Below are 13,327 nucleotides of genomic sequence, written 5' to 3'. Positions count from 1 at the left end.
AATAACTTGTTTAAGTAATCCGTTTAAAATGCGTAAGAAAAGGTTTTTACGTAGCCTCGTCCAGCGGAAGGTTTACCAGCACCTGCCGTGGTTAATGGCACCACGATATCATTGCGATTGTCGCGCTTGTCTTCAACCGAGGTATCTATTTTAAGCTGAAAACCCGCATCAATATAAGCATCAGCTAGATCAAGTGTTATGGTGAGTGTTTTACCACTGGTAACGCTGGCGCCCGTTAGTCCGTCATATTCACTGGCTTGTAAACCACTGGCACGCGCCCAACCAGTTAAATGTTTATAATATTTCGATTTTTGCCCCGCGACCCACAGTGTTTCTTGATATTGATCTGCGGCATTGGTTACATAAATGGCTAGGTAAGCACCGTTACCGCTATAGCTTTGTAATTCGGTTGTTAGGGTAACTTCACGCGCTGTAGCCTGTGTGCTTATTACTGCGGTAAAAAATAGGGTGCAAAACAAGCACAGGGTTTTGGATAAATTTTTCATGGTGTTATTTCCTTACTCTTAAATTTAAAATATCTAATGTAGGTTGGGCTTTAGCCTATCATTTTAGGCCATAGTTTTAGGCATTGACGGCATAAATTCCGGCCTACAGTAAATGTAACTCTTTTTTTGAGCGAATTGCCTTAAGCAAGTTGTTAATCGATAGTCACTTTAGGTTTGTTTTTATGCTTATTTTGGGGCTTATTACTTTCTGTTGGCTGCGTTGTTAGAGGCGTTGGCGGCGTTCCCAAATCTAAGTAATCGCTGGCGTCACCCGAGTCGCCAAATTTAATACTAAGCTCCCTCAATTTCAGTGAAGCAGGCGAAAAAGTTGCTTTCAAGCGGTTGCCTTTGCGATCGAAGCCTTTTACTTCATAGCAGCCGTCATCGACTTTAATGCGCTTAACCTGCCAGCCTTTGTTTTCTACCATTAATCGCAGTTGCTCACGAGGTTGCCACGCTGATACCGGATCATTACAGTCATCGTGGTCAGCCAATGCGGTGCCACTGAGCAAACAAGAGGCGACTAAAAATGTTGTTAGTTTTTTTTGCATGGGTTTTCTCCTGTTTATTATACTGTTTATTAGATTACTTATTACATCATATATAGTAGACGGGTTTCCTGACATTAAGCTGAAAGAAAGCCCTTATCTATCATTCTTATTACTACTGTTTTAGTGCTAGCTTTATCGTAGTTCAAATGCCTCCTTATGAAAAAGTAGTGAGCCTTGTAATTTTTCTCGCAATTCATTTTCTAATTCTTTTGCCCAGCCAGTCGGCCCACAAAACCACACTTCCATCGCTCCTTTTTTTGATTCTTGGTTTAGGAGTTTGTCGGTAGTGAGTTTTTTGCCTTCATTACTGTTATGTATATGCAGTTGAATATAAGGTAGGCCGAGACAAGCTTGTTGTAATCGCTTAACAAACGGGTCTGTTGAACTATCATTGGTGGAATAATGCATTTGAACCTGTGCTCGTACTTGAATGGGAGACTTAGCTTGAGTCGTAGAAGATAGTTCAGACTGATTTTGCAGCGCTTCAAGCCTTGCTAAAAAGGGCGTAACACCAATACCAGCCGCGATCCATATTTGTTCTGCAGTCGTTTTTTTCGCTTTTAAATTAAAGCGCCCATAAGGACCTTCAATTGTGATTGATTGCCCTACTTTTAGTTTGTGATCCAAACGTTTGGTATAGTCACCTAACGCCTTAATTTGAAAAGTTACTTGGTTGTCACCGTGATCCGAACTGGCAATGGTAAAAGGGTGAGCACCTTCTATTTTATCAAAGGTAACGAACGCAAATTGCCCAGCACTATGTCCTTGCCATTTTTTTTCTAGCTGACATTTAACTTCAATAATACCTGCCGCTGGCGCTGAAACGGATAGAATATTGCCTTTTACTCGACGCGATTGTCCTATTTTTCCTGTGAGTGAGAGTATGCTGGCAATGCTTCCCCCAGTTAACAACAACACCATCAACAAGCCTACGGGTTGTTGCCACCAAGCTAACGGCGCTAACAAAGCCGCATGAAACACGAGCACTAGGTAAAGTATTGGCATTGCACGGTGTACATAGCGCCAGATATTGTAAGGAAAGCGTTTCCACAGGGTAAGCACCAGCATGGCAAAAACTAAATAAACAGCCCATTCTCCAAGGTCTTCAGCGACATCTCTCATCATTTCATAAAGACCTGAAAAATCTTCTTCAGGTAAACGACCACCTCGGCCAAAGAGTGCCTTAATGACATCATCACCCATTTCTATCAGCCAATGTAGGGCTGCAAAGACAACCGCTAAAATCCCCGTCAACTTATGCAGACGATACATTTTATCAAGACCATTGAATGGCGCTTCTAACCAAGCTGGACGGGTAGCCAACATCATGGTTATTGACATTAACGCAATAGACAACAACCCACTAAGATAGAGACTATTATCATAAATCTCCCATGGCAAGGAAGCTGCCATGGTATTCATTGTATAACTCCAACCCCAGACAATGAAAATGCTAACGGTGATTAATGCGAGTGTTATACTGAGTTTGTGTTGTTTCATTTTAACTCCATGCCTCAAATAATGTGTTTAATGCTTAATTGATTGAGCATTTAATTAATTTGGCATAAGTGTATTGAACATTCCTGACAGCAACCTTAAAAAACAAAAAAGACTTGAAATATCATAAGGTAGGTTAAATTAATTTTGACACAGCGTAATAAATTACGCCCTACACAGAGGATATTGTCTTTGCTTGAAAATAGTATCTAAACAGGGATTTTTTTCAGCTTATTGTCAGGTATTTGCGGTATTATTGGCGTTGTTAGCGATATAAGTGTAAAGGTAAAAAAATGCGAATATTATTAGTAGAAGATACCGAGGGCTTAGGCGAGGTTATACGAGAGCAAATAACGGATGAAGGTCATGCCGTTGATTGGGTGTTAACCATTGCTCATGCCGATGCGAGTCTACGTTCAGTTGATTATGATTTAATATTGCTTGATTTAATGCTGCCAGACGGTAATGGACTTGATTTGTTAACCAAAATACGGCATTCAAGTAAAACAACTCCTGTGATTATTTTAACCGCAAGAGATCAAATTTCTGACCGCATAAAAGGTTTGAATGCAGGGGCTGACGACTATCTTGTTAAACCCTTCCACCTATCAGAGCTTTCTGCTCGTATCGCCGCAGTTTCCAGACGTTATGCTGGCAACCCCAATCCAATCGTTAACATAGGCGCATTAGGCATTGATCTAACCAAACACTTGGTTTATCGCGATGGTGCAACAATCAATTTAACGGCGCGTGAATGGGCCTTGCTTGAAGCGTTTATTCAAAGACCTGGTACCTTGCTTTCTAAAGCACAATTAGAAGATCACCTTTATGCTTTTGGCTCTGAAATTGAAAGCAATACGATTGAAGTTTATGTTAGCCGCTTGCGCAAGAAACTGGGTAGCGACCAGTTAGAAACAGTGCGCGGGCAAGGATATCGAATGAATTCACTATGAAACTATTAAAAGGAAGAGTACAGAAAAGCAGATCGCCAACAAGCCTGCAAAAAAAACTCAGCATCAGTTTAACTTTGGGGATGACTTTTTTGTGGATGCTGGCGCTATTAGTGGCTGTGTTTGTTTCACAAATCAAACTGAATGACTTATTTGATAGTGCGTTAGCCGAAACTGCACAACGTATTATGCCGCTAGCCGTTGTTGAAATTCTTAATAGAGAAGGTATAACCCAGCCACAAAACATTATGTCTTTTGCCGCGCATGATGAACAACTGGTTTATCTGGTACGAGATAATCTTGGAAAGATATTACTACAATCTCATAACGCAGAGCCGACTGATTTTAATCAAACCTTACTCGAAGGTTTTAGCTCCTCGACAACCCATCGATTCTATGGTGCTTGGGCGGTACAAAATAGCCTACACATTGAGGTTGCCGAACTACTAATTGATAGAAAAGAAGCGATAATCGAGTTAGCACTCTCTTTTTTATGGCCGTTATTATTGCTAGTACCGCTTTGTTTGCTGGGTACTTGGATATTGGTGCGTTACAGCTTGCGCTATATTATTGCCTACCGTAAAGCCATCGAATCTCGCGGTAGTGGCGATCTCTCACCCATTAACGTGAATGGTTTGCCAACTGAAATTCTTGCTATCGCAGAGTCCGTTAATAACCTGTTAGAGCGTTTACGACGAGCATTGGAAGCAGAGCGTTCGTTTACCGCTAACAGTGCTCATGAATTACGTACACCAATCGCGATAGCGCTCGCGCAAATTGAACGGTTACAACAAGAAGTTCCAACAGGAAAAGCGAGAGAACGAGCGATTAACGTTGAATCTTCCTTACGAAAATTATCAGATTTGTCAGAAAAATTAATGCAGTTGGCTAAAGCAGAAGGCGGGGGGCTTTTATCTACCGAACAGCATAACTTGATTAGCCTGCTTAAATTGATTGTTGATGATAAGAAACGATCTTCTGCTACTTGCAACGCTACTTCTGGCTTGGTTATTGATATGACGCTACCAAAAAGTGGCGTATTTATGTCGACTATTGACCCCGATGCTTTTGCTATTTTAGTGCAAAACCTACTGGATAATGCCATTAAACACGGCACAAAAAATCAACCTGTTGTGGTAGGTTTTTCAGAACAAGGCGTGCTGAGTATCGTTAACGCAGCTGAAATTGTTCCTGAAGAACCCCTTAAACAGTTACGACGTCGTTTTGTTAGAGCTAATACCTCGGTTCAAGGCTCAGGGCTTGGCTTGGCAATAGCCGATGCTATTGCTACTGGCATAGGGGCAAGCATGACCTTCAATTCGCCTGCATCAGGCAGAAAGGAAGGGTTTGAAGTGAAAGTAAGTTTTCCGCTAATGATCAAACCCAATGATAAAGTTGCCAAATAATAGGCGTTTATTACCTTACTCGCCACCACAACTGCCGCAGCATACGCCATCTTCTCCATGAACTTTTTTCTTTTCAGGTATTGGGGTGTTAGCATCAACTGCGCTCTTAAATTGATCAGGCTTTGATGATGCTGCTTCGTTTGAAGTTTGCTCTGTATTTTTTTTAAATATATTAAACATAATATTTTCCTTTCGGTTTTTAGGGTTTGGGGTTAATAGTAATTAATCTGTGTTTAAATGTAATAGTTGAATCAGTGATTCGGTCGTCGGTTATAGGGTCGTAATGGCTCTATAACTACTATCCACTTCGACCATCTGGTCTGGCGGTTAATAGCTTAGGGCTGTAATAAATTAGATAGATGGCAAAGCCAAGACTCCAGCAAAGTGCAGCAAGTAAATAACCCATGCTAAATAAGCCGAGGGTTGGTAGCACAACACGAAATAATGTTGCACTGAGTAGTAATATAAAGGAGCAGCTGATCCACATATTTATTTGCAGTGCTCTACCTGTGTGTCCTAATGATACGCGCGACATCATAGCTATTATCATAGTGCCTATGGTACCAACGGTAATAACATGAACGGCTGAGGAAAAGTTAATCGATGTGGTAATAACGTCTGAATTTATATAGCTAAGCCCGATAATAATAAAACCAATCCCCATATTTAAATAAGATAAATGTAACGACCACAGTAAGGGGGTTTTAAATGTTTTAACCGTTTGCCAATTAGCCATTCGTAATAACTGTAAACATCCAGTGCTAGTAAATAAGAATATTAAAATAGTAGCTGTGTTAATAAAGTAACTGCTGAAAAAGGTGATAAGAGTGGCAATCATCGCCAGTGCAATGATGCGCTCTAAAACAATATTTCCTTTAATGGTTGGTAGATTCAGTGCGCGAGTTGTAAAAAAGGGAATAACTCTACCCCCAACAATAGTTACAACGCAGGTGATCATAAACACGGCGGTATAAGCTAAGTGAGTAGATAAGCTATAATTGCCGACAAACGCAAACATTAATGTTGCGATATCTAAGCCCATTATCAAACTTAATAGCGGTATAAAAATTAAATTTCGTCGGTTATTTGATTTAACCACCATATAAGCAAGGTAGCTAATAGAGCCAACCCACCACAAGGCTTCACTTGCAGTGCCTATAATCAGTACAGTTGAAGAGCTTGATAACAAAGAAATTCGAGCGATCAACCAAAAAACAATAATCATCGCTAATTTCCAGCTATTAATGCTTCTAATTCCTGTCCAAGTTTGTGCCGCACTTAAAAGAAAACCCACAGCTACAGTAGCAGCAAAGCCAAATATCATTTCATGGCCGTGCCAAATGTTAGCAGGTAACAAACTGTTCCAATTTAGTTTGCCTTGTAATACACAAATCCAAGCGAGCAAAGCTAAAATAGAAAATAGCGCAGGTAATAGAAAAAAAGGTCTAAATGCTAAGCGCAGTACAGGCGGTATCGCTTGTTCTTTTTCTAAAATTTCGGGTTGTAACATTTTTCTTTCCTCGTTTTTTACTTTTTGCAACGCTTAACATGAAAATCAATCCAACATGCTTTTTAAGGAGTGAGTAACGCCCATTCGTTTATGCACTACTGGGCTAGTTGTTGTGTATAACGTGGGAATACGCTCTTTTTCTAAAACTGTTTCAGCAATAGAAAATGCTGCTAACGCTGCTTCATGAAAACCACTCAAAATAAGCTTTCTTTTGCCAGGGTAATAATTAATATCACCCACCGCATAAATGCCTGCTACCGATGTTTGAAACGATTGTGTGTCTACCTTAATTTGATGCTGATGCATATCAAGATGCCAGTTATCTATTGGTCCAAGTTTAGGCGACATACCAAAACAAACCACCAATTCATCAAGCTCTACCTTACGGTTTATGCCATCTTTTGATGTAATAGTTAACCCAATGAGCTTGTCGTCATGTTGTTGAAAATCGCTTATTTGCCCACATAAAAACTGCATTTTTAGCTGTTCACATAAGGCATACATCTGATTTACACTGGCTGTTGATGCTTTAAAGTTTGTTGTGCGATGAATAAGCAATACGCTCTTAGCTGTTTTTTGTAAGGTTAAACTCCAATCTAACGCGGCATCGCCACCGCCAAGAACAACCACATTTTTATTTTTAAAATGTTCTAAGTTACTTATTCGGTAGAAAAGCTGTGTATCTTCAAACTTGTCAATGAGCGGCACTTTTAGTTTTACAGGTGAAAAAGCACCATTACCTGCGGCAATAATCACAGCACGACAGTTAACGGTAGTGTTTTTGTGGGTTGTTACATTGAAACAACTATCTGAAATTTTCTCTATGTTTTCAACTCGTTCACCCAATAAAAAAGTAGGGTCAAAGGTTGCTGCTTGTTGCCAAAGATTATTAATAACATCGCTCGCTTTGGCGTTAGGTAATGCAGGAATGTCGTATATCGGCTTATCAGGATATAGTTCACTACATTGACCACCAATTTCAGGCAAGCTATCAATAACAACAGCGGTTAATCCTTGTAACCCCAGTTCAAACACTTGAAATAAACCCACAGGGCCTGCTCCAATAATTACCACGTCTGTTGTTAAAGTTTTCATAAATACCTCCTTGGTACTATTAGCGTACACCGACTATTTGTTTTATAGATAACTGCTAGAACACACTTATGAAATAGAGATAGCAGAAGCTATGCCATAATTCAAAAGCCTATAAAATCATATAGATAAAATATTATAAAAATAAATTAACCAATAACCGTGTTTATATGAATCACATCTGATGTCTTTTTAACATCGAATGGGTATTTTAATATTTTATCTACCATGTTGTTATATCGTTCTAGAAAATATCACATTACTGTTGAGTGTTTTATCATCAATAGGTTCAATGTAAGCATCAAATATCATAGCAATGTTACGCAGTAGCAATTGACCTGCTTGGGTTATAGAAATTTCTTTTTCATTAAAGGTAAGCAGTTTATCTTCCACCATAGGAAATAGTGCCGTAATTTCTTTTTCAAAATAGTCAAAAAAATTAATATTGTATTGCTTATTTATTTCATTGATAGACACCTTGTTTTGGCACATTAATGACTGAATAATATCGCGACGAATACAATCATCTTTATTTAAACGATACCCTCTGGTTACCGCTAAACCATCACTATCAATATCGGCAAAGTAAGCGTCTTCTGTTGCCTGATTTTGAATAAAACAATCATTTATTTGACCAATTGAGGTCATGCCAAAACCAAGGAGATCACTATCAGCATGGGTGGAGTAGCCTTGAAAATTTCGCTGTAATGTACCGTTTTGTTTAGCGTGTGTTAATTCATCATCAGGTAAGGCAAAATGATCCATACCAATATAAACATAACCTACATTTTGTAAGTAATTCACCGTCATCTCAAAAATAGCTAGCTTAGTAGCGGCATCAGGCAAGTCTGCGGCATTCAGAGTACGTTGAGATTTAACTTTATGTGGCATATGGGCATAGCTATAAATTGATAACCGATCAGGTCGTTTTTGCATAACTAAATCTAACGTTGTTTTAAAGCTGTCTACTGTTTGGCACGGTAAACCATAAATAAGATCAACACTGACTGACTTATAGCCAACGGCTCTTGCTGAGTCTATTACATCAAAAGTTTGTTCTACTGACTGAATACGGTTGACGGCTTTTTGTACTTTGGGATCAAAATCTTGCACACCTAAACTAATACGATTAAATCCAAGGTTACGTAATACAGGAATAGTACTGGCTCTGACGGCTCGAGGGTCAATTTCAATTGAGAATTCTCGCTCTTCAACAGGCGCTAAATTAAAGTTTTCTCTTATGTGGTCGAAAATTTCCTCAAATTGCTCGTCACTAAGGAATGTTGGTGTACCACCACCAAAATGCAATTGTTCCACAACGCGTTCAGGGCTTATCAATGCGGCTTGGTGACGCAACTCTTTGTAAATTCTTTCTAAATAAGGGATCGAACGCTCAGGTTTTTTGGTAATAATTTTTGCACATGCGCAATAAAAACATAGTGAATTACAAAAAGGGATATGAAAATACAAAGAAAGTGATTTGTTACTTTGGTTACTTTTTGTTAATTCCTCAATATATATGTCGCTGTTAACCTCACTATTGAACTGTACTGCGGTTGGGTAAGAGGTGTATCTAGGACCATGTCGATCATATTTTCGAATCATGTCAGCATCAAAATTTATTATTGTACTCATAAAGTATCACTTATTGTCTTAAAACCTATCTAATAGCAAATATAACGCCAACATAAAAAGCTATTGATTAATAAGGGTTTTTAATTTTTATGATAAAAAATTTACTTGTGATGTTGTTAATTTAACACGGTGATGTTTTTTATTATTACCCACTAATAAAAAACCATTTGAATAAAATAATAGTTTGAGAAAAACACTTTTAAAAAGACATCATATTGTTGTCTTTTATACATCAAATCAAATTAAGGAAAAAACAATATAAAATAAATTCATTTTAAAACAGTAAGTTACAAGTTGGCACATTGATTGCCCTATCGTTGTTGTTATTACATTTTATTAGGAGCTATCAATGGCAGAAAAATTTACTAAAAGCATGGCCAGAAATATTTACTATGGCGGCAGCTTTTTCTTTGTACTTTTACTCTTTGGCTTAACGCTAGATACCGTTCGGCAGCTGCCTAAACGAGATCACCGAGAGAATATCACCGCCGCTGTAATACAGGGTAAAGAGCTTTGGGAAAATAATAATTGCATCGGTTGTCATAGTTTAATGGGTGAAGGTGCTTATTATGCCCCTGAACTTGCCAATGTTTTTGACCGCCGGGGCGCTGGTAACGAAGAAGCGTTTAAAGCTTATCTTAATGGTTGGATTAATGCACAACCAATGGACATTCCTAAGCGTCGTAAAATGCCGCAATTTAATTTAACCAAAGAGGAAACTGATGCCTTAGCAGAGTTCCTCATTTGGACATCACGAATTGATGATAATAACTGGCCACCAAACATTGAAGGATAATATTAAAAAATGAAATTTACTTCACAACAGGTTGCAAAACCCTACTTTATTTTTGCTTTACTACTTTTTGCGGGTCAAATTGTTTTTGGGCTATTAATGGGCATGCAATATATTAATGGCGATGTTGGTTTTCCTTATATTCCATTTAATGTTGCCCGCATGGTACACACTAACTTGCTAATAGTTTGGCTGCTGTTTGGATTTATGGGGGCAAGTTACTACCTAGTGCCCGAAGAAGCGAACATTGATTTATTTAGTCCTAAATTAGCCAAAATTACCTTTTGGGTATTTGCTGCGGCAGGTGTTGCGGTTATCGCTGGTTATTTATTTGTGCCTTATGCTGAATTGGCCAAATTAACTCACAATGAACTCTTACCCACTATGGGGCGTGAGTTTCTAGAGCAACCTACCATTGCCAAAATAGGTATAGTTATTGTTTGCTTGTCTTTTGTTTTTAATATCGGCATGACCATTCTTAAAGGCCGTAAAACCGTTATTAATATGGTGTTAATCACTGGCTTAATTGGCTTAGCGGTGTTTTTCTTATTTTCATTTTATAACCCCATTAATTTGGCACTTGATAAATTCTTCTGGTGGTTTGTTGTTCACCTATGGGTTGAGGGTGTTTGGGAATTAATCATGGGTGCTTTACTTGCTTATGTTTTGATCAAGGTAACTGGGGTTGACCGTGAGCATATTGAAAAATGGTTATATGTCATTATTGCGATGGCACTTATTTCTGGTTTGATTGGTATGGGTCATCACTTTTTCTGGATTGGCGCACCGGAATATTGGTTGTGGATGGGTTCAATCTTTTCAGCCTTAGAGCCTGTGCCCTTTTTCATGATGGTATTGTTTGCCTTTAAAATGGTGAATGAACGTCGTATTGAACATACCAATAAAATTGCTATTACTTGGGCAAAAGGTACTGCGGTTATGGCCTTTTTAGGCGCTGGTGTATGGGGATTTTTGCATACCCTTGCTCCCGTAAATTACTACACACATGGCACACAACTCACTGCTGCTCATGGCCATTTAGCTTTCTTTGGAGCCTATGCCATGGTGGTTATGTGTGTCATTTCTTACGCCATGCCCATTATGCGAGGACGTCCGAAAGGAAATTGCGAAAAAGCACAAAAAGTTGAATACATTGGTTTTTGGTTAATGTGTATTTCCATGTGCGGTATTACACTCGCACTTACTGCCGCTGGAGCATGGCAAGTAGCGTTACAACGCCTGCCAGCATCAGGTGATGCTTTAAGCTTTATGTCGAGCCAAGATGAGCTTGTGTCTTTTTATTGGGCTAGGCTTGCCTTTGGTGTGACGTTTGCTGCGGGTCTTGTTGCTTATTTCGTTAGTTTCTTTGTGGGTGAACACGAGCCACAAAGCGAACAAGTTAACGCGAGTTAGGTGAGTTTCATTACTGACACCTAACCCTAATCAGAGCATTAATTAAATGGACTTAATTGATGCTGCTTGCACTAATACTAAAACGACTATCGAGGTTAAAATGGAAGAAGTTGTTGGAAAGCTTTGGGATAAATGGTTAACACGCCAAGTGTCGACCGACTTTCCTGATAGTGTCATTAAATTAGACGATATTCAATCACAGTTACAGATTTTTTATCGATCTTTGGGGGGCGATAGTAGTAAAACATTTGAACCCTGTGAGCCTCGTCGTGTCAAAATAAAACGGTCAACCATGCAAAAAATTGCTGGCAGTCATCAGCGTTTTTATCTTGCTTGGCAAAATGAATCGACTCTTCGTCTGCCGCCACACATTGCACTTTTTCCTGAGTCATCACTGAATGAATTTTTGTACTTTTGGCTGGTCGCCTTAGCGGCATTTATGCCCAAAATGACACATTGGTTAGGTGATAATCAACAATCTACCGCTCAAATATTAGCAAAGTATCCCGGGTTAAAAAAACAATATTATCAATTAGTAGACGCTTACCTATTAACACGACCCAACTGCGACACGTTAGACCCAGTTAATAGTACTAATGAACAAAATATTCAGTTGGCTTTAAAGGGTGAAAAGTATATTTCTTCACTGGCTACAACGGTGTCACAACCCTACCCCAATATGCTTTGGATATATCCTGCACTCGTAGAAGGTATAAACAAGCCAGCGTCATATGATCCTAATGATGAAAACCGTAAAGAATCGGCATCTAAAAAAGAAATTAAAGAATTAAAACAACGTAAAAAAGCGCAATATGTTGATGAAGAAAAAGCGACAGACGGGTTACTAATGTTCCAAGCGGAAGCATTATCAACCTGGACAGAACAAATAGATTTAGATCGTAGCCAATCTGAAAACCAAGAAGACGATGTAGATCAAATAGCCAAAGACATGGACGTCATCAATCTATCAAGGCAGCGAAAAGCGGGTGCTGCAGGTATTCGTTTTAACTTAGATTTACCCGCAGAAGAAAATGATGATTTATGCTTAGGTAAGGGCATTCCCCTACCTGAATGGCATTATAAAAAAAACCAATTGATCGCTAATGTATGCAACTTACAAGTGATGATAGCTGATGAAATAGCGCCCGTTGAACTCAGCGCTAACCAACAAACATTAGCGCGGCAAGTGCAGCAATTATTATCTATGTTGGCTATCTCTAATCGTCCGAAAAAAGGCCAGTTAACGGGCAACGAAATAGACTTAGATGCTTGGATAGATCATTACACCAAACCTGTTAAAGACAGTAATCAACAACATTTTTACATTGATAATCAACACAAATATAGAGATGTTAGTTGCTTATTGCTGGCGGATTTATCGCTATCAACAGAGTGTTATGTTAATAACGAGCAAAAAGTTATTGATAGTATTCAAGAGGCACTGTTAATTTTTTCAGAAGCCTTACATTCATTAGCAGACCCGTTTGCTATCTATGGTTTTTCGTCTATTCGTAATAATCATGTGCGCTTTCATATTATTAAAAACTTTACCATGCCATACGACCAGTATGTCAGAGGGCGAATTGCTCGTATTGAACCGGGTTTTTATACACGCATGGGCGCTGCTATTCGACAAGCTAGTCAAATTTTAAGTGAACAAACATCTAAAGATAAAATTTTATTATTACTGTCAGATGGTAAACCTAACGATCTTGACCAGTATGAAGGTCGCTACGGTATTGAAGATACGCGCCAAGCAATACTCGAAGCAAAAAAATTAGGCTTAACCCCTTTTTGCGTGACCATAGACAAAAAAGGCAACGACTATTTGCCTTACTTATTTGGCCAGCATGGTTTTGCCATTGTTCAAGATGCGAGTCAGCTTGCCAAAATATTACCTAAAATTTATGCCAACTTAACCCTTGGCTAGTTAAAACTAGCACACAGCTAAGCGTGTAAATAACCGAGCTCCTA

At 38.9% G+C, this 13,327-nt stretch carries 12 protein-coding genes; 5 read left to right on the top strand and 7 right to left on the bottom strand.

Going from position 1 to position 13,327, the window contains the following annotated elements:
* Positions 1–23: 23 nt before the first annotated feature.
* The 3 genes from ACE1OF_RS04750 to ACE1OF_RS04740 form a co-directional block, all read right to left on the bottom strand.
* Positions 24–506, bottom strand: coding sequence for a DUF2271 domain-containing protein (locus ACE1OF_RS04750; protein ID WP_448893094.1), 483 nt, complete (start codon positions 504–506; stop codon positions 24–26).
* A gap of 152 nt (positions 507–658) precedes the next feature.
* Positions 659–1,057 carry a PepSY domain-containing protein gene (locus tag ACE1OF_RS04745; RefSeq protein ID WP_448893093.1) on the bottom strand — a complete coding sequence of 133 codons (399 nt, stop codon included), beginning with the start codon at positions 1,055–1,057 and terminating at the stop codon, positions 659–661.
* Between the two features lie 132 nt (positions 1,058–1,189).
* A complete protein-coding gene (locus tag ACE1OF_RS04740; RefSeq protein ID WP_448893092.1) occupies positions 1,190–2,557 on the bottom strand; it encodes a ferredoxin reductase family protein in 1,368 nt (455 codons plus the stop codon).
* A 290-nt stretch (positions 2,558–2,847) separates the two neighbouring features.
* On the opposite strand from ACE1OF_RS04740, the gene ACE1OF_RS04735 reads away from it, so the two are divergent.
* Both ACE1OF_RS04735 and ACE1OF_RS04730 read left to right on the top strand, forming a co-directional pair.
* Positions 2,848–3,507, top strand: a complete 660-nt coding sequence (locus ACE1OF_RS04735; protein ID WP_448893091.1) for a response regulator transcription factor — start codon at positions 2,848–2,850, stop codon at positions 3,505–3,507.
* Positions 3,504–4,910 carry a sensor histidine kinase gene (locus ACE1OF_RS04730; protein WP_448893090.1) on the top strand — a complete coding sequence of 469 codons (1,407 nt, stop codon included), beginning with the start codon at positions 3,504–3,506 and terminating at the stop codon, positions 4,908–4,910. The genes ACE1OF_RS04735 and ACE1OF_RS04730 overlap by 4 nt, the downstream gene beginning before the upstream one ends.
* 15 nt (positions 4,911–4,925) lie before the next feature.
* Here the strand turns inward: ACE1OF_RS04730 and ACE1OF_RS04725 are convergent, their stop codons facing one another.
* The 4 genes from ACE1OF_RS04725 to hemN form a co-directional block, all read right to left on the bottom strand.
* Complete coding sequence (locus ACE1OF_RS04725; RefSeq protein ID WP_448893089.1) at positions 4,926–5,090, bottom strand: CCGSCS motif protein; 165 nt, start codon at positions 5,088–5,090, stop codon at positions 4,926–4,928.
* 118 nt (positions 5,091–5,208) lie between these two features.
* Positions 5,209–6,420, bottom strand: coding sequence for an NnrS family protein (locus ACE1OF_RS04720; RefSeq protein WP_448893088.1), 1,212 nt, complete (start codon positions 6,418–6,420; stop codon positions 5,209–5,211).
* A 45-nt stretch (positions 6,421–6,465) separates the two neighbouring features.
* Positions 6,466–7,515 carry an NAD(P)/FAD-dependent oxidoreductase gene (locus ACE1OF_RS04715; RefSeq protein ID WP_448893087.1) on the bottom strand — a complete coding sequence of 350 codons (1,050 nt, stop codon included), beginning with the start codon at positions 7,513–7,515 and terminating at the stop codon, positions 6,466–6,468.
* Positions 7,516–7,746: 231 nt separating this feature from the next.
* The gene (gene hemN, locus ACE1OF_RS04710; protein WP_448893086.1) at positions 7,747–9,147 is read right to left on the bottom strand and encodes an oxygen-independent coproporphyrinogen III oxidase; all 1,401 of its coding nucleotides are present in this window, start codon (positions 9,145–9,147) and stop codon (positions 7,747–7,749) included.
* Between the two features lie 349 nt (positions 9,148–9,496).
* On the opposite strand from hemN, the gene ACE1OF_RS04705 reads away from it, so the two are divergent.
* The 3 genes from ACE1OF_RS04705 to ACE1OF_RS04695 are packed head-to-tail and all read left to right on the top strand — an operon-like array spanning position 9,497 to position 13,283.
* The gene (locus tag ACE1OF_RS04705; protein WP_448893085.1) at positions 9,497–9,943 is read left to right on the top strand and encodes a c-type cytochrome; all 447 of its coding nucleotides are present in this window, start codon (positions 9,497–9,499) and stop codon (positions 9,941–9,943) included.
* 9 nt (positions 9,944–9,952) lie between these two features.
* Positions 9,953–11,353, top strand: a complete 1,401-nt coding sequence (locus ACE1OF_RS04700; RefSeq protein ID WP_448893084.1) for a cbb3-type cytochrome c oxidase subunit I — start codon at positions 9,953–9,955, stop codon at positions 11,351–11,353.
* Between the two features lie 46 nt (positions 11,354–11,399).
* A complete protein-coding gene (locus ACE1OF_RS04695) occupies positions 11,400–13,283 on the top strand; it encodes a nitric oxide reductase activation protein NorD (RefSeq protein ID WP_448893083.1) in 1,884 nt (627 codons plus the stop codon).
* Positions 13,284–13,327 lie beyond the last annotated feature (44 nt).

The organism is Colwellia sp. E150_009 (genome assembly GCF_053543955.1).
Note: the sequence above shows the minus strand (reverse complement) of the source record. Positions and strands in the feature narration are given on the sequence as shown.

What these genes read in the sequence shown, in the direction of transcription:
- ACE1OF_RS04735 (WP_448893091.1), top strand. Translation starts at nt 2,848, where the DNA reads ATGCGAATATTATTAGTAGAAGATACCGAGGGCTTAGGCGAGGTTATA.
- ACE1OF_RS04705 (WP_448893085.1), top strand. Translation starts at nt 9,497, where the DNA reads ATGGCAGAAAAATTTACTAAAAGCATGGCCAGAAATATTTACTATGGC.
- ACE1OF_RS04745 (WP_448893093.1), bottom strand. Translation starts at nt 1,057, where the DNA reads ATGCAAAAAAAACTAACAACATTTTTAGTCGCCTCTTGTTTGCTCAGT.
- hemN (WP_448893086.1), bottom strand. Translation starts at nt 9,147, where the DNA reads ATGAGTACAATAATAAATTTTGATGCTGACATGATTCGAAAATATGAT.
- ACE1OF_RS04730 (WP_448893090.1), top strand. Translation starts at nt 3,504, where the DNA reads ATGAAACTATTAAAAGGAAGAGTACAGAAAAGCAGATCGCCAACAAGC.
- ACE1OF_RS04750 (WP_448893094.1), bottom strand. Translation starts at nt 506, where the DNA reads ATGAAAAATTTATCCAAAACCCTGTGCTTGTTTTGCACCCTATTTTTT.
- ACE1OF_RS04740 (WP_448893092.1), bottom strand. Translation starts at nt 2,557, where the DNA reads ATGAAACAACACAAACTCAGTATAACACTCGCATTAATCACCGTTAGC.
- ACE1OF_RS04715 (WP_448893087.1), bottom strand. Translation starts at nt 7,515, where the DNA reads ATGAAAACTTTAACAACAGACGTGGTAATTATTGGAGCAGGCCCTGTG.
- ACE1OF_RS04720 (WP_448893088.1), bottom strand. Translation starts at nt 6,420, where the DNA reads ATGTTACAACCCGAAATTTTAGAAAAAGAACAAGCGATACCGCCTGTA.
- ACE1OF_RS04700 (WP_448893084.1), top strand. Translation starts at nt 9,953, where the DNA reads ATGAAATTTACTTCACAACAGGTTGCAAAACCCTACTTTATTTTTGCT.
- ACE1OF_RS04695 (WP_448893083.1), top strand. Translation starts at nt 11,400, where the DNA reads ATGGACTTAATTGATGCTGCTTGCACTAATACTAAAACGACTATCGAG.
- ACE1OF_RS04725 (WP_448893089.1), bottom strand. Translation starts at nt 5,090, where the DNA reads ATGTTTAATATATTTAAAAAAAATACAGAGCAAACTTCAAACGAAGCA.